At 67.6% G+C, this 15,997-nt stretch carries 14 protein-coding genes and 1 pseudogene; 11 read left to right on the top strand and 4 right to left on the bottom strand.

Annotated elements, in window-relative coordinates; all coding sequences use genetic code 11:
- A pseudogene (locus KVS69_RS05990) lies at nt 1-389 on the bottom strand (hypothetical protein); the annotation flags it as partial.
- Nucleotides 390-582: 193 nt separating this feature from the next.
- On the opposite strand from KVS69_RS05990, the gene KVS69_RS05985 reads away from it, so the two are divergent.
- The 4 genes from KVS69_RS05985 to KVS69_RS05970 all read left to right on the top strand — a co-directional run bounded on the left by KVS69_RS05985 (nt 583) and on the right by KVS69_RS05970 (nt 3,354).
- Nucleotides 583-1,713: a GNAT family N-acetyltransferase gene (locus KVS69_RS05985; protein ID WP_217537470.1), complete on the top strand. Its 1,131-nt coding sequence runs from the start codon at nt 583-585 to the stop codon at nt 1,711-1,713.
- The gene (aat, locus tag KVS69_RS05980; RefSeq protein WP_217537469.1) at nt 1,710-2,444 is read left to right on the top strand and encodes a leucyl/phenylalanyl-tRNA--protein transferase; all 735 of its coding nucleotides are present in this window, start codon (nt 1,710-1,712) and stop codon (nt 2,442-2,444) included. Before KVS69_RS05985 ends, aat begins: the two co-directional genes overlap by 4 nt.
- 99 nt (nt 2,445-2,543) lie before the next feature.
- Nucleotides 2,544-2,762 (top strand): translation initiation factor IF-1, encoded by a 219-nt coding sequence (gene infA / locus KVS69_RS05975; RefSeq protein ID WP_005409596.1) that lies wholly within the window; start codon nt 2,544-2,546, stop codon nt 2,760-2,762.
- Between the two features lie 217 nt (nt 2,763-2,979).
- Nucleotides 2,980-3,354, top strand: coding sequence for a hypothetical protein (locus KVS69_RS05970; RefSeq protein WP_068851791.1), 375 nt, complete (start codon nt 2,980-2,982; stop codon nt 3,352-3,354).
- A gap of 77 nt (nt 3,355-3,431) precedes the next feature.
- Here KVS69_RS05970 and clpA read toward each other — a convergent pair whose 3' ends face one another.
- Both clpA and clpS read right to left on the bottom strand, forming a co-directional pair.
- Entirely contained in the window at nt 3,432-5,714 is a 2,283-nt protein-coding gene (gene clpA / locus KVS69_RS05965; protein WP_093536703.1) for an ATP-dependent Clp protease ATP-binding subunit ClpA, read from the bottom strand.
- A 326-nt stretch (nt 5,715-6,040) separates the two neighbouring features.
- Nucleotides 6,041-6,370 (bottom strand): ATP-dependent Clp protease adapter ClpS, encoded by a 330-nt coding sequence (clpS, locus tag KVS69_RS05960; RefSeq protein ID WP_068851786.1) that lies wholly within the window; start codon nt 6,368-6,370, stop codon nt 6,041-6,043.
- Between the two features lie 94 nt (nt 6,371-6,464).
- Between clpS and KVS69_RS05955 the strand changes: the two genes are divergently transcribed.
- The 6 genes from KVS69_RS05955 (at nt 6,465) to KVS69_RS05930 (ending at nt 10,802) form a co-directional block, all read left to right on the top strand.
- A complete protein-coding gene (locus tag KVS69_RS05955; RefSeq protein WP_068851783.1) occupies nt 6,465-6,929 on the top strand; it encodes a hypothetical protein in 465 nt (154 codons plus the stop codon).
- 1 nt (nt 6,930) lies between these two features.
- The gene (locus KVS69_RS05950; RefSeq protein ID WP_217537468.1) at nt 6,931-7,392 is read left to right on the top strand and encodes an NUDIX hydrolase; all 462 of its coding nucleotides are present in this window, start codon (nt 6,931-6,933) and stop codon (nt 7,390-7,392) included.
- A complete protein-coding gene (mnmA, locus tag KVS69_RS05945; protein WP_210132479.1) occupies nt 7,389-8,528 on the top strand; it encodes a tRNA 2-thiouridine(34) synthase MnmA in 1,140 nt (379 codons plus the stop codon). Before KVS69_RS05950 ends, mnmA begins: the two co-directional genes overlap by 4 nt.
- Entirely contained in the window at nt 8,525-9,139 is a 615-nt protein-coding gene (gene hflD, locus KVS69_RS05940) for a high frequency lysogenization protein HflD (protein ID WP_217537467.1), read from the top strand. Before mnmA ends, hflD begins: the two co-directional genes overlap by 4 nt.
- Before the next feature lie 116 nt (nt 9,140-9,255).
- Nucleotides 9,256-10,446: a methyl-accepting chemotaxis protein gene (locus KVS69_RS05935; protein WP_068851775.1), complete on the top strand. Its 1,191-nt coding sequence runs from the start codon at nt 9,256-9,258 to the stop codon at nt 10,444-10,446.
- A 98-nt stretch (nt 10,447-10,544) separates the two neighbouring features.
- On the top strand, nt 10,545-10,802 hold the full coding sequence (locus tag KVS69_RS05930) for a hypothetical protein (protein ID WP_217537466.1): 258 nt from the start codon (nt 10,545-10,547) through the stop codon (nt 10,800-10,802).
- 144 nt (nt 10,803-10,946) lie between these two features.
- On the opposite strand, the gene KVS69_RS05925 is transcribed toward KVS69_RS05930, so the two are convergent.
- Nucleotides 10,947-13,751 carry a bifunctional diguanylate cyclase/phosphodiesterase gene (locus KVS69_RS05925; protein ID WP_217537465.1) on the bottom strand — a complete coding sequence of 935 codons (2,805 nt, stop codon included), beginning with the start codon at nt 13,749-13,751 and terminating at the stop codon, nt 10,947-10,949.
- A gap of 143 nt (nt 13,752-13,894) precedes the next feature.
- Here KVS69_RS05925 and KVS69_RS05920 point away from each other — a divergent pair, with 143 nt between their 5' ends.
- Nucleotides 13,895-15,997, top strand: a complete 2,103-nt coding sequence (locus KVS69_RS05920) for a PAS domain S-box protein (protein WP_217537464.1) — start codon at nt 13,895-13,897, stop codon at nt 15,995-15,997.

Genomic DNA, 15,997 nt, shown 5'->3' with positions numbered 1-15,997 from the left:
GGAAGCCCAGCCTTCTCTGCGTAAACACGAAGCGTCACGGCAAGTTCGTGCAGGAACGTCTCTGCGTACCCTTCGCCGGCTCCCGGAAGAAAGCCCTTGCCAAAGTCTGCCAGCACCGTCTTCTTGTTCATGTCGATGGTGACTTTTACATCAACCGTGCGCAGTACATCCCTGCTCTGCAGGTAGTTCGAAACGCCCTTGGAGGCTTCCTTCTCCAGCAGGTGGATCAGCTCGGCATCGACGTACCACGTAGTCTGCGCAGCCTCATCTTTCGATTCGATTGGGTGGCCATTGCCGCCAGGCACGGGCGCAGCCTGTGAATCAATGACACCAGCAGCAAGCAGAATCCCGCAACCCACCGCGAACAACTGTAGGCCCTTACTTACCATTTCCGTTTCTCCTTGAAGATAGTTGACGCATCTCCGGATGCGCCAGCGAAATCTCCTCCCTTCAAGGCCGCACGAACGCGCGCCAACGCACGCTTCCCGGCGTTTACTGAACGACTTTCTTATCGGTTACCGCAAGCCGATCAACGCCACCTAAAACACCCCGTTTTCCATCGGCCTGCCCTATCCTTCAGCCATGCCCGATATACGCTTCCTTCATCGCCTCACCGACCTGCCCGCCGCCAACTGGGATGCACTGCACGACGGCCGCAACCCGTTCGTCAGCTACGCGTTCCTGCAGGGGCTGGAGGAACATGGCTGCCTGCGTGCGGAATGGGGCTGGCGGCCACGCCACTTCACCCTGTGGGAGAGCGGCCAGCTGATCGGGGCGGTACCGGGTTACCTGAAGGACAACTCGCATGGCGAGTTCGTGTTCGATCACGCCTGGGCCAACGCCTATGCCCGCCACGGGCTGGCGTATTTCCCGAAGTGGCTGGGCGCAGTTCCGTATTCGCCGGTGAGCGGGCCGCGTCTGCTGGCGAAGGATGCGGAGACCGCACGTACGCTGGTGGAGACCCTGCGCGCGGAAGTCGCCCGCATGGGCTGGTCGTCGGCGCACGTGAACTTCCACCTGGCTGAAGACGACGCCGCGTTCGGGCCGGACTGGCTGCTGCGCGAAGACATCCAGTTCCAGTGGCACAACCCGGGCAACTGGACCGACTTCAGCAGCTTCCTGGCGGCGATGGACCACAAGCACCGCAAGAACATCCGCCAGGAGCGCGCCAAGCTGGCCCGCACCGGAGTGAGCTACCGGATCGTGCACGGCGATGAAGCCACCGACGCCGACCTGCAGGCCATGCACGACTTCTACCTGCAGACCTTCAGTGAGTACGGCAATTCGCCAGCACTGACCCTGCCCTTCCTGCAGCACCTGGCCACGGCGATGCCGCGCCAGCTGGTGATCTTCCTGGCCATGCTGGAGGGCCAGCCGATCGCCGGCGCGCTGTGCCTGCGCGGTAGCGATACCCTGTACGGGCGCTACTGGGGCGGCGCCACCCTGCCCGGCCTGCACTTTGAAACCTGCTACTACCAGGGTATCGAGTACTGCCTGCGCGAAGGGCTCACCCGTTTCGAGCCCGGCGCGCAGGGTGAGCACAAGCTGGCGCGTGGCTTCCTGCCACACCCGGTACGCAGCCGGCACTGGCTGGCCGAGCCCGCGTTCGCCGCCGCCCTCGCAGGCTGGTGCGCGCAGGAGCGCGAGGAAGTGCAGCGCTATGCGCAGCTGCTGGCCGAGCACACCCCCTTCAAAGCCATCGAGTCCCCATGACCCGGCACCTGCCCTGGCGACTGGACGACCGGCCGGACGCCCCCTTCCCGCCGGCCGAAACCGCGCTGCGCGATCCCGATGGCCTGCTGGCACTCGGCGGCGACCTCTCGCCGGCGCGCCTGCTCAATGCCTACGCCGGCGGCATCTTTCCGTGGTTCTCGCAGGGCCAGCCGCTGCTGTGGTGGTCGCCGGACCCGCGCATGGTGTTCCGCACCGAGGGCGTCCACCTGTCCTCGCGCTTCCGCCGCAGCCTGCGCGCCAGCAGCTGGGTGCTGCGTGCCGATACACGCTTCCGCGAGGTGATCGAGGCCTGCGCGGCCAGCCCGCGCCCGGGGCAGGACGGGACCTGGATTACCCGGGACATGATCGAGGCCTATGTGGCGCTGCATGCCCTCGGCTTCGCCCACTCGATCGAGGTGCTGGACGGCGACCGGCTGGTGGGCGGGATCTACGGGGTGGCCATCGGCCGGATGTTCTTCGGCGAAAGCATGTTCAGCGCGGCCAGCGGCGGCTCCAAGGTGGCGCTGGCCGGGTTGGCCCACCGGCTGTCGTCGTGGGGGTGGCCACTGATCGATGCACAGGTGGAAAACGACCACCTGCTGCGGATGGGCGCCGAGCATTGGCCGCGGGAGCGGTTCCTGGGGGTGGTGCGGGAGCAGGTGCAGGCCGCAGCGCCGGCTGGCGGGTGGACGGAGCGGTTTGGCGACGTTTCCGCCGCATCATTGGCCTGAGGCGGACGGTTAACGCAATCTTTGCATCCCGGGGGAGATGCGCGTAAAATGCCCGCTCTTAAGGCCAGCTCGGCCGTTTATAGAACTGCACAGGACTACATGTCGAAAGACGACTCCATCGAGTTCGAAGGCACCGTCAGCGAGACGCTGCCGAACACCACTTTCCGCGTTCGACTGGAAAATGGGCATGAAATCATCGCCCACATCTCCGGCCGCATGCGCAAGAACTACATCCGCATCCTGACGGGCGACCGTGTCAAGGTTGAAATGACGCCCTACGACCTGACCAAGGGTCGCATTACCTACCGCATGAAGTAAGCGGCAGGGCGGCTTCTCCGGAAGACGCGATCAAAGGCCGGCCCTGCGCTGGCCTTTTTGCGTGGGCGCCATTCAGCTGCGCCCACCCTGCCGGCAGTCACCCTGCCCCACGGCACCCTGACATCAGTCAGCCTGCCTTGATGCAGATTCGCCACCGACCGAACGCAGGCACTGTGGTCTACGGTCCACTCCGGATCGTGACCCACTGGCCCCCGCCATGAAGACCCTGATCGCGCTTTGCCTGTTGGTTGTTTCCAGCGCAGCCGCTACGGCATCGGCGCAGACTGCGCCAGCTGCCGCCACCCCGGCGGCCTCCGATTGCATCACCCTGTCCAGCGACCAGCAGCTGGTCCGCAAGGGCGCCGATCGCAGCATCCTGCTGCGCAACGGCACCGATCACTACATCGTCCATTTCCAGAACAGCTGCAGCCAGGCCAGCTTCTCGCGAAAGCTGGAGTTTGCCACCCCCAGCAACGAGGGCCAGCTGTGCGGGGCACGCGCCAGCAAGCTGCGCACCGACACCGGCAGCTGCGATGTTGCCCGGCTTGAGCCGATCAGCGCAGAGGCGTTCGCATCCCGCGCCAAGCGCTGAGCGGGACCCAACAAAAACGCCCCATCCGGGGCGTTTTTGCGTTCAAGGAGCCACGGCCAACGGTCGTGGCCTACCGGTCATTCGACCGTTGCCGGCAGCAGCCGCTCCGGCTCGGCCTGCGCTTCGACGAACAGCTCGTCGTCGCGCACGTCGATGCTGACCCGGCCGCCATTGACCAGCTTGCCGAACAGCAGCTCGTCGGCCAGCGGCCGCTTGACCTTGTCCTGGATCACCCGCGCCATCGGCCGGGCACCCATCAGCGGGTCGAAGCCGTGGCGGGCCAGCCAGTCGCGCGCGGTCGGGGTGGCCGACAGGCTGACGTGCTTTTCCTGCAGCAGCATTTCCAGCTCGATCAGGAACTTGTCCACCACGCGCAGGATGTGCTCGAAGCCCAGCGGCTGGAACTGCACCACCGCATCGAGGCGGTTGCGGAATTCCGGCGTGAAGCTCTTGCGGATGATCTCCATCGCGTCGGTGGCGTGGTCCTGCCGGGTGAAGCCGATCGACCGCCGCGAGGCCTGCGCCGCGCCGGCGTTGGTGGTCATCACCAGCACCACGTTCTTGAAGTTGGCTTCGCGCCCGTTGGTGTCGGTGAGCACGCCACGGTCCATGACCTGCAGCAGGATGTTGAAGATGTCCGGGTGGGCCTTTTCCACCTCGTCCAGCAACAGCACGCAGTGCGGGGTCTTGACGATCTTTTCGGTGAGCAGGCCACCCTGGTCGAAGCCGACATAGCCCGGGGGCGCACCGATCAGGCGGCTGATCGAATGCGGCTCCATGTACTCGCTCATGTCAAAGCGCACCAGCTCGATGCCCAGCTGCAGGGCCAGCTGCTTGGTCACCTCGGTCTTGCCCACGCCGGTGGGGCCGGCGAACAGGAAGTTGCCGATCGGCTTTTCCGGATTGGCCAGGCCCGAACGGGCCAGCTTGATCGCCGAGGACAGGGTCTCGATGGCCGGGTCCTGGCCGAAGATCACCATCTTCAGGTTGCGCTCCAGGTGCTGCAGCACGTCCTTGTCGGTGGCGCTGACCTGCTTGGCCGGAATGCGCGCCATCTTGGCCACGATCGTTTCGATTTCCTCGATGTCGATCAGTTCCTTGCGCTCGCCCTCGGGCAGCAGGCGCTGGCGGGCACCGGCTTCATCGATCACGTCGATGGCCTTGTCCGGCAGCAGGCGGTCGCCGATGTGCTTCACCGACAGGTCCACCGCCGCCTGCAGCGCGTCATCGGCATAGGTCACGCCGTGGTGCGCCTCGTACTTGGGCTTGAGGCCCTGCAGGATCTCGTAGGTTTCGCCGACGGTCGGCTCGACGATGTCGATCTTCTGGAAGCGCCGGGCCAGCGCACGGTCCTTCTCGAAGATGCCGCGGTATTCCTGGAAGGTGGTGGAGCCGATGCAGCGCAGCTCACCGGAGGCCAGGGCCGGCTTGATCAGGTTGGAGGCGTCCATGGTGCCGCCCGACGCCGACCCGGCACCGATGATGGTGTGGATCTCGTCGATGAACAGCACCGCGTTGGGCATCTTCTTCAGCGCGGTCAGCACGCCCTTCAGGCGCTTCTCGAAATCGCCGCGGTACTTGGTGCCGGCCACCAGCGCGCCCAGGTCGAGCGAGTAGATGACCGCATCGGCCAGCACGTCGGGCACCGTACCTTCCACGATGCGCTTGGCCAGGCCTTCGGCAATGGCGGTCTTGCCCACGCCGGCCTCGCCCACGTAGAGCGGGTTGTTCTTGCGGCGGCGGCACAGCACCTGGATGGTGCGCTCGATTTCGTCGCGGCGGCCGACCAGCGGGTCGATCCGGCCGTTGCGCGCCGCTTCGTTGAGGTTGCTGGCGAACTCGGCCAGGGCATCGCCCTTGCCTTCGCCATCGCCACCCTCGGCGCGCCCTTCAGCGTCCGACGACGGCGGCACTTCGCCCTCCTCGCCCAGCTTGGCGATGCCATGGGAGAGGTAATTGACGATATCCAGCCGGGTCACGTCCTGCTGGTTGAGGTAATAGACCGCATGGGAGTCCTTTTCGCCGAAGATCGCCACCAGCACGTTGGCGCCGGTGACCTCCTTCTTGCCCGAGGACTGCACGTGGTACACGGCCCGCTGCAGCACGCGCTGGAAGCCCAGAGTGGGCTGGGTGTCGCGGCCGTCATCTTCGGCCAGGCGCGAGACGGAGGCCTCGATGGCCTGCTCCAGCTCCTGGCGCAGGCGGTCGGCGTCGGCCCCGCATGCCTTGAGCACGGCCTGGGCGGACGGGTTGTCGAGCAGTGCCAGCAGCAGGTGTTCCACCGTCATGAACTCATGGCGGGCCTCACGGGCGCGCTTGTAGCACTGACCGATGGTGTGTTCGAGGTCTTTACTGAACATGTTCTACTCCGGCGGCAGTTGAGAACAATATGCGGCCTACCTGCACAATTTCCATCACCCTACTGGATCGGTGCGTTCAGATGGCGTTATCACTTGCGCGATCATGCCCCAGACACCGCCAGCATTGGCTGCCGACCCGTGATGGCGACGTCATCGACCCATTGCAAGGCGCCCCCGACCCTTGGCGGCCCCCGGCGCTCTTTCCCTCATGGACGGGCATGGGGGCCGGGAACGGCCATGCGTGGGCCGGCCAACGGCCGGCGCTACGAATTGTCATGGGCCCATTGGGATCTGGATCAATCAACCAGGGCGCCGGGAGGGCCGTGTTATCCGGCTTTTTCCATCGTGCACAGCAGCGGATGCTGGTTCATGCGCGAGAACTCATTGACCTGGGCCACCTTCGATTCGGCGACCTCGCGGGTGAACACACCGCACACGCCACGGCCACGGGTGTGCACGTTGAGCATCACCTGGGTGGCTTTTTCCAGATCCATCGAGAAGAAGTGCTGCAGCACGGTCACCACGAAGTCCATCGGGGTGTAGTCGTCGTTCAGCAGCATCACCTGGTAGAACGGCGGCGGCGCGACCTCCGGGCGGGCTGGTTCCAGCGCTACGCCGTGGTCGTGATGGGGTTCTTGGGAGGGCTCGCGGGGCATCCGGACATTATAGACGCCGCACCGGCCGGATTGGACGTTGGCCCCCTGCCCCCGTCACAATCCACTCATGGATACATACTTTCACAGGGATTTCATGAAAAGGATCGCCACCGCGCTGCTGCTGACCGCCACCGTGTTCGGGGCCCAGGCCGCAACGCCCGACAAGGCCGTCGGCCGCGTGCTGGATACGCTGAAGTACCCCTACGAGGTCGACGAGGACGGCGACTACAAGCTGGTGTTCGACGTCGAAGGCGACCGCACCCAGCTGGTGTTCGTGCGCTCGGCCGTGGAAGAGTACGGCAAGCACCGCATCCGCGAGATCTGGTCGCCGGGCTACAACGCGCCGGGCAAGCAGTTCTCCGCCGCGGTGGCCAACCGCCTGCTGGAAGACTCCCAGGACGCCAAGCTGGGCGGCTGGGTGAAGCAGGAGCAGCTGGCCATGTTCGTGGTGAAGGTGGATGCCAACGCCAGCGCGGACGCCCTGAGCGAGGCCATCGAGGCGGCGATGAACACCGCCGATGCGATGGAACTTGAACTGACTGGAACGGACGAATACTGACGTGAACGAAGTGCAGGACCTGCGCTGGGCGCCGCACGTGACCGTGGCCACCGTGGTGGCGCGGGACGGGCGCCTGTTGCTGGTGGAAGAAGCCATCGACGGCCGTGCGGTGCTCAACCAGCCGGCCGGGCACCTGGAGCCGGGCGAAAGCCTGGCCGCCGCCGCCGTGCGCGAGACGCTGGAAGAATCGGGCTACACGGTGCGGCTGACCGCCTTCATCGGCACCTACCAGTGGACCGCGCCCGACGGCACGCCGTTCCTGCGCTTCGCCTACGCGGCCGAGCCGATCTCGCATGACCCGGCCCGACCGCTGGACACCGGCATCCTGCGCGCGCTGTGGCTGGACCCGGCCGAGCTGCTGGCCGAGCCCTCGCGGCTGCGCAGTCCGCTGGTCTGGGAGGTCGTTGCCGACTTCCTGGCCGGCCAGCGCCACCCGCTGTCGATCGTGAAGGAGGTTGCATGAGCACCCCGCGCATCATGGTCGGCGTTTCCGGCGGCGTGGATTCGTCCGTGGCCGCCTGGCGGCTGGTCCAGCAGGGCGAGCCGGTGGCCGGGCTGTTCATGCAGAACTGGGCCGACGACGGCAGCGGCGATTGCCGCGCCGAAGACGACCGCCGCGATGCGGTCGCCGTGTGCGGCCTGCTCGACATTCCGTTCCACTTCCGCGACTTCTCCAGCGAATACTGGCAGGGCGTGTTCGAACACTTCCTGGCCGAATACGCGGCCGGGCGCACCCCCAACCCGGACGTGCTGTGCAACCGCGAAGTGAAGTTCAAGCACTTCCTGGACGCGGCCCGCGAGCTGGGCGCCGAACGCATCGCCACCGGCCACTACGCCCGGGTGGCCCAGGTGGGCGGGCGCTGGGCACTGCTGCGCGGTGCCGACCGCAGCAAGGACCAGAGTTACTTCCTGCACCAGCTGGGCCAGGCCCAGCTGGCCGCCACCCTGTTCCCGATCGGCGACCTGCAGAAGAACGACCTGCGCCGCATTGCCCGCGATGCGCGCCTGCCGACCCACGCCAAGAAGGACTCCACCGGCATCTGCTTCATCGGCGAGCGGGACTTCCGCGAGTTCCTGGGCCGTTACCTGCCGGCGCGTACCGGTGAGATCCAGGACCCGGACGGCAACCGCATCGCCGAGCACCCCGGGGTGTTCTATTTCACCCTCGGCCAGCGCGAAGGCCTGAACATCGGCGGCGTGCGGGGCCGCCCGGCGGCCCCGTGGTACGTGGTGGGCAAGGACGTGGCCAGCAACGTGCTGTACGTGGACCAGGACCGTGAAAGCCCGTGGCTGCAGTCGACCCGCCTGCATTCGGAAACTGCCCACTGGATCGCCGGCGCACCGCCTGCGCGCGAATTCGAGTGCACCGCGCAGACCCGCTACCGCCAGCCGGACGAGCCCTGCACGGTGCGGGTGCGCGACGATGGCAGCGTGGACGTGCGTTTCGCGCGGCCGCAGCGTGCCGTCACCCCCGGGCAATCCCTGGTGTTGTATGACGACGAGGTCTGCCTGGGTGGCGCGGTGATCGCCGCCACCGATGCGCCGCTGGAGCAGCGCCTGCGCACCGCCCCTTCCCCCTTCGAGGTATCTGCTGCATGAGTTTTTCCGTCGACGACCGCGTCCTTGCCCTGGCTGGCATCGCCCAGGCGCTGCAGCAGGTGCGCCGCATCGCCGAAACCGGCCATTCCGAGGCCAGCGTGGTCCGCACCGCCATCGACAGCGTGTTCCGGATCGACGCTGACAGCCCGCAGGCCATCTACGGCAGCGCCGCCAACCTGGCCCCGGGCCTGCGCCTGCTGCACAACTATTTCCGCAACCAGGGCCAGGACGAGATCCTGCCGCGGCTGGCATTGGCCGTGCTGCAGCTGGAGCGCCGCTTCGTGCGCGAGGACGCCGTGGTCGAGCAGGTCAGCCAGGGCATCGCCCGTGCCCAGCGCCAGGCCGCCGAGCTGAACGACAGTGCCCACCCGGACGTGCTGTCCAGCCTGGGCGGAATGTATGCCGACACCATCAGCCACCTCAAACCGCGGGTGATGGTCCAGGGCAACCCGCACTACCTGGGCCAGGCCGGGGTGGTGGCCGAGATCCGCGCGCTGCTGCTGGCGGCGGTGCGTTCGGCGGTGCTGTGGCGCCAGACCGGCGGCCAGTACTGGGATTTCCTGATCTCGCGCAAGGCGATGATTGACGCTGTGGACCGTCAGCTTCGCTGACGGAAAGGAGTGACGACCAACGGTCGTCACCTGCCGGCGCACAAAAAAGTGCGCCATGCCTAAAGCAAACGGGGGTACGGCCGATACATCATCCGTGCACCTCCCCGAGAACGTCCATGTACTCACGCCTCTTCACTAGTCTGGCCGCCCCCCTGGTCCTGACCCTGCTGCTTCCCTTCGCCATCGGCTTTGAATGGCCGGCCGCCCTGCGCTGGGCGATCCTGACCACGATGACGCTCAGCTGGCTGGGGTTCGCGTGGTGGACCGCCCGCGCCCAGACCCAGCGCTCGCCCGAGCATGCCCGCATGATGCGGGAACAGGACCAGCTGCTGACCGAGCTGCGCTCGTTCGTCGGCAACGAAATCGACGGTTCGCGTGGCGAAATCGAACGCGCCCGTGACCTGATCCGCCAGGCCGTGGCCGGCCTGGGTGGCAGCTTCGATGCCATGAACCGCAAGTCCCGCCAGCAGAGCCAGGCACTGGCCCGGATCGTCGACCGCGCCGGTGAAGACGGCGGCGCCGGCGTCGACGTGGCCCGTTTCGCCCAGCACGCCAGCCACCGCATGGAACAGCTGGTGGAAGCGCTGGAACAGGTCAGCGGCCAGAGCAGCAACACCGTGCAGCACATCGACCAGATGGCGCAGCACCTGGATGGCATCTTCGCGCTGCTGGAAGACGTCAAGTCGATCGCCGACCAGACCAACCTGCTGGCGCTGAACGCGGCCATCGAAGCAGCCCGTGCCGGTGAAGCCGGTCGCGGCTTCGCAGTGGTGGCCGACGAGGTACGCAACCTCTCCGAGCGTTCCACCACCTTCAACGAGCAGATCCGCAAGCTGGCGCACAGCTCCAAGGACGCCATCGCCAAGGTCCGCGAGACGGTGTCCAACATGGCCTCTCGGGACATGGACCGCTCCCGCGAAGCGCGTCACGAAGCGGCGGCCATGCTCGACAACGTGGCGCAGATCAATGCGTCGCTGGGCGAAGGCATGCGCGAGATCTCCGAGTGCGGCCGTGCCATCGACAGCAGCGTGGCCGAAGCCGTGCGCGCCCTGCAGTTCGAAGACATCGCCACCCAGGCCCTGGGCGGCGTGCACACCCACCTGGACCGCCTGACCTCGATCAACCGTGAAGCGGTCGGCCTGCAGGAGCTGCTGCACCGTAACGGCGGCGTGTTCGATGCCGAAGTGGCCACCGCGCTGCAGCGTACCGGCAACCGCCTGCGCGAAATGCGCAGCGAATGGGAACGCCCGCCGCACAAGCCGGTGAGCCAGCAGAGCATGGCAGCCGGTGCGGTTGAACTGTTCTGACCCGCCATTCGTGCCGGTAACGGCATTCCACGAGGGCCCCGGCATTGCCGGGGCTTTCGTGCGTGTAGCGCCCTGACCCTTCTGCTGAAGAATGCCGCATGCTGTTGAACGCCGCCCCCTCCCAATTGATTCCTGCCGGTAACGGCGCGTCGCCCGACGCTGCGGGCGACGTCATGCCCCCTGCTCTGGCGCCCGTAGTGCCGAAGAGCGGGCGTGCGCTGTTGGCGGCGCTGGAACAGCAGGCGCAACGGGAACTGGCGGGAATGATGGCGACCGCACCGGCGGCAACGCCGCTGGATCCCGCATTGGCGGGATTGGCGTGGGACCTGGGATTGAGCGGCGACACGGTTGGTTGATACGGGTCCCGATGGGCCCGTAACAATCCGTGGATCGGAATCAACCCACCACAGGCTCGTCAACGGTCATGGACACGACGGTATCGGGATCATCAACGGGCACCGGACACCGGTAGCGCCGGCCGTTGGCCGGCCCTCGCACCGTCAGGGCGCAACCGGAATCCGCAACGCGTCACCAGCCGCGGCGGGAATCGCCGCCACCTGCCCCCCACCGTGCTTCAGCCACTGGGCCAGGTCACGCGGGGTCAGCGGGCGCGAATACAGGTAGCCCTGGATCTCATCGCAGCCCTGGCGGCGCAGCATCGCTTCTTCCTGCTCGGTTTCCACGCCTTCGGCCACCACTTTCATGCCCAGGGCGTGGCCCAGGTGCACGATGGCCTGGGTGACCTCGGCGGTACCGGCATCGTGGAGCATGCCCTGCACGAAGCTGCGGTCGATCTTCAGGCGGCCCACCGGGAAACGGTTGAGGTAGTGCAGGTTGGAGAAGCCGGTACCGAAATCGTCCACCGCCAGCGGCACGCCGTGCCGCTCCAGCACATCAAAACAATGCCGCAGCACGTCGGTGTCACGGATCAGCGCCGATTCGGTCAGCTCCAGCTCCAGCCGCTGCGGTGCCCAGCCATGGGCGTGGCAGATGTCGATCACCCGCTCGGCAAAGCCGCGGTCGCGCAGCTGCACGGCCGACACGTTCACCGCGATCCGGTCGAACACCAGCCCTGCCCGGTCCCAGGCGGCCGCCTGGCGGCAGGCCTCGGCCAGCACCCAGTCGCCGATGCGCACGATCTCGCCGCACTTCTCGGCAATGGGAATGAACTCGGCCGGACTGCAGTAGCCAATCCCCGGGCGGTGCCAGCGCAGCAGCGCCTCGATGGCCGGCGGCTGGTCCTGCGCGGCATGCAGCAGCGGCTGGTAGGCCAGGCTGAACTCTTCGCGCTCGATGGCGCCCAGCAGCGCGTGCTCGATCTCCAGCTTGCGCTGGATGCGCAGCAACGCGTCCTGGCTGTAGTACTGGTAGGTATTGCGGCCCGCTTCCTTGGCGGCATACATGGCCGCATCGGCCGCGCGCAGCAGGGAATCGAAATCGGTGCGTCCTTCGTCGAGCATCGCAATGCCCACGCTGGCGCCCACCTTCAAGGTGGTGTCACCGCGCTGCAGCGGCTCGGCCAGCGATGCGATCAGCTTGCGCGCCACGTGCCCGGCATCTTCCGGGTCGGCCAGGTCGCGCAGCACCACGATGAACTCATCGCCGCTGAAGCGCCCGAACAGGTCGGCGTTGCGCAGGTTCTGGTGCAGCCGCGCCGCCGCTGCCTTGAGCAGCGCATCGCCGGTGGCGTGGCCGAAGGTGTCGTTGATGGTCTTGAAACCATCCAGGTCGATGAACAGCATCGCCAACGGCGCGCCGCGATCGCGCGCTTCCTCGATGGCGTCGGCGGTCTGCTCGCGCAGCAGCATGCGGTTGGGCAGGCCGGTGAGCAGGTCATAATGGGCCAGCAGCTCGATCCGCTCGTTGGCTTCGCGTTCGCGGGTGATGTCACGGAACAGCACCACGAAGCGGGTTGGCAGGCCGTCGCGATGGTCCAGCTCGACCAGCACCTGCACCCAGACGCGCAGCCCGGACTGGCGGTAGAAGCACAGGTCCAGCTGTTCGGGCAGGCCGCCGGCGGCAATGCGCGCCAGTGCGGCCTCGAAGGCATCGCGCGAATCCTGCGTGTACAGCGCCAGCGCCTGGTCCAGGGTGATCGGTTCCTTGCGCAGCCCGTGGATGCGGTAGCACTCCTCGGTCCACTGCATGTGGCGGGTGGCCACGTCGATCTCGCAACCGCCGATCCTGCCCAGCGCCGAGACCCGGTTCAGCAGCTCGGTCCGCCAGCGGATGAGCGCATCGGTCTGGTGCTGTTCGGTGATGTTCTGGACCTGGCCAAGCAGGCGCTGGATGCGCCCGTCCGGGCCCAGCAGCGGCTGCATCCACAATCGCAGGTGCAGCGCGCTGTCGTTCCCGCGCGGCAGCTCCAGCGCCAGCGTGCTGGGCTTGCCATCGCGCAGCATGCGCCGCCAAGCCTGCCGCAGCAGGCCGCGCGAACGCGGTTCCAGCAGGCGCAGCCAGTGCCGGCGACTGCTCAACGGGGCATCGCCCACGCCGAGCAGCGCCCGGAACTCCGGCGACCACCAGAACTGGCGGCTGTCCGGGTCCCACGACCAGCTGCCCATGCTGGCGATGCGCTGCGCCTCGCGCAGGTGTACCTGCTGTTCCAGCAGCAGGGCTTCCATCTGTTTCTGTGCCTGGATGTCGGTGTGGGTGCCGACCATGCGCAGCGGCTGTCCGTCGACGGTTCGGGCGACCACGCGGCCGCGATCGAGCACCCAGCGCCACTCGCCTTCGGGATGGCGCAGGCGGTACTGGGCGGTGTACACCTCGCCTTCGCCGCGCAGGTGCGCGTCCAGCGCCGCGCGCACCGCGGCCTGGTCATCGGGATGCACAGGCGCCAGCAACGCCTGGCCGGCGTCCGCCGCCGCGCGTTCGTCCATGCCGGCCGGCACGTCATGCCAGCGCTGCGAACGGGTCACCGCGTCGCTGGGCAGGTCCCAGTCCCACAAGCCGTGTCCGGCGTGGTCCAGCGCCACTTCCCAGCGGCTGCCCGCGTAGGCGGCCACCGGTTCGGGCACGCTCAGGGTGAAGGCCAGCAGGTTGCCATCGGCGTCGTGCACGGCGCGCATCCAGCCATCGAAGCGTCCACGGGGCCCACCCGGCAGCTGGCACGGCACCAGGCCGCCATCGGCGGCCAGCAGCCGCAGGTCTTCCAGCAGCTCGCCGTAGGCCGCCACGGTAGCCGGCAACCCATGTTCGCGCGCGGCCGGATTGGCGGCGAGCGGGCGCCCGGTCCGGTCCAGGATGACCAGGGCCGAGGCCAGGGGGTGCTGCAGCAGACTCGCGATGATGCCTTGGTCCACGCGGTATGACTCCGATAACGCACCCGACAGCCGGGAACGCAATCGTTAGCGGCTGTTCTGGTCGATAGTTGAGCCTCGCGTGCGCCCGGGGTGTCCCAGCCACTACTATGGACCGCCCACCCAAACCCTTCCCGTCGCGCCCCATGCCTGTCGTCCCGCCCGGCCCGCCCGCACCGCACCGTCGTGACCACCCGCTCGCCCAGGCCCTGCGCCGCGATCGCTGGCGGGTGGTGCTCGGCTACCTGGTGCTGGCGCTGGTGTGGATCCTGTGCAGCGACGCCGCCGTGCAGGTGCTCACCGCCGACCTGGCCACGGCCGCGCGCTGGCAGACCGCCAAAGGGGCGTTCTTCGTCATTCTCAGCGGCGCGCTGATCTACCTGCTGCTGCGCCCGCTCGCCCACCACGTGCTGCAGACCCACGCGAAGCTGGAGCACTCCGAGCAGCGCCACCGGCAGCTGTTCGAGGGCAATCCCGGGCCGATCCTGGTGTACGACCTGGACACGCTGGAGATCCTGGACGTCAACCCGGCCGCGTGCAGCCTGTTCGGCTGGACGCGCGAGGAGTTCACTGCCCTGCCGATGACCGCACTGTGGCCACCGGGCGACGAAGCAGTGCTGGCCGCCAAGCTTGAGCAGATCCGGGCCCAGCCGGACCAGCTGTGCGTGCTTACCGCCGACCTGCTGTTGAAGGACGGCAGCCCGCGGCGGATCGAAATGCGCAGCAACTACCTCGATTACGCCGGCCGCCCGGCGCGGCTGCTGATCGCCATCGACCGGACCCGCGAAGACCAGGCGCTGCGCCGCCGCGACCAGGCCCTGGCCCGTGTCGAGGAAGCCCATGAAATGGCCCGGATCGGCGCGTGGGAAGTCGACCCCGCCACGGGTATGGGCCAGTACTCCAACCAGGTCTACCACCTGCTGGGCCGTCGCCCGCCGGAAGCGCGGCGCTGGCACCGCTTCGACGAGCTGCTGGTGCCGGCCGATCCGTCCACCGCCGCACTGAGCGAACAGCTGCTGCAGGACATGCGGGGTGAGCAGGTGCAGATCGACGTACTGCTGCCGCTGCTGGCCATGGACGGTCGCGCCTTGATGGTCCACCTGCGCGCCGAGAGCGGCACCGACGACGCCGGGCGCCCGCGCGTGCTGGGCACCCTGCAGGATGTCACCGAGCGTGAACACTCGCGGCGCCTGCTGCGCGAGCGTGAGGAGCAGTTCCGCGAACTGGTCCGGGTGCTGCCCGACGGCGTGGTGATCCTCTCCGACGAACACGTGCTGTATGCCAATGCCTGCGCCGCAGCCCAGTTCGGCTACGGGCAACACACGCTGCTGGGCGAGCCGCTGTCGGCGCTGGTGGCTGCCACCGACCTGTCCCGGGTCCGCGCGCAGCTGTTCGCCACCATTCCCCTGCCCAGCAGCGGCAGTGAAGTCATCGGCATGCGCCGGCTGGACGGCGAAGGTTTCCAAGCCGGCCTGGCGGTGGGCGAGGTGCGTTACGGCGGTCGCAACTGCAAGCTGCTGATCGTGCGCGACCTGAGCGAGCCGGAGCGTATCCGCGAGGCGCTGGAAACCAGCAACCGCGAGCTGCAGGCCATGGCCGGGCGCCTGTTCTCGCTGCAGGAAGACGAGCGCCGCGCGATCTCGCGCGACCTCCACGACGATATCGGCCAGGCCATCACCGCCATGAAGCTGTCGGCGTATGCGGCACAGGATGAAGCCGATCCGCAACGGCGCGGCGAGGACCTGGAGCAGATCATCCAGCTGGCCGACGCCACGGTGGGCAAGCTGCGCGACATCTCCACCCTGCTGCGCCCGCCGCAGCTGGATGCACTGGGCCTGGAGGCGGCGTTGCGCTGGCAGGCCGGGGTGCTGTTCCGGTCCTCGCCGATCGAACTGCTGGCCGACATCGCGGCGCTGCCGCGACGGCCGCAGGGTGAGATCGAGCAGGCCTGTTTCCGCATCGCCCAGGAAAGCCTGACCAATGTGCTGCGCCATGCGCGCGCCAGCCAGGTGCACCTGACGCTGCAGGACGTGCAGGACCATGGCCTGCACCTGCAGGTACGCGATGACGGCGAAGGTTTCGACCCCGACGGCCCGCGCGGGCTGGGCCTGATCGTCATGCGCGAACGCGCGCAGAGCGCCGGCGGCACCCTCAAGATCGAGTCGGCGCATGGCGCCGGCACCCTGGTCGACCTGTTCCTGCCTTACCGCAGCGATGGCGTGGCCACCCCCGATACCGTGGAATATTGA

This window comes from Stenotrophomonas sp. GbtcB23, assembly GCF_019091045.1.
GTDB lineage: Bacteria > Pseudomonadota > Gammaproteobacteria > Xanthomonadales > Xanthomonadaceae > Stenotrophomonas > Stenotrophomonas rhizophila_A.
Note: the sequence above shows the minus strand (reverse complement) of the source record. Positions and strands in the feature narration are given on the sequence as shown.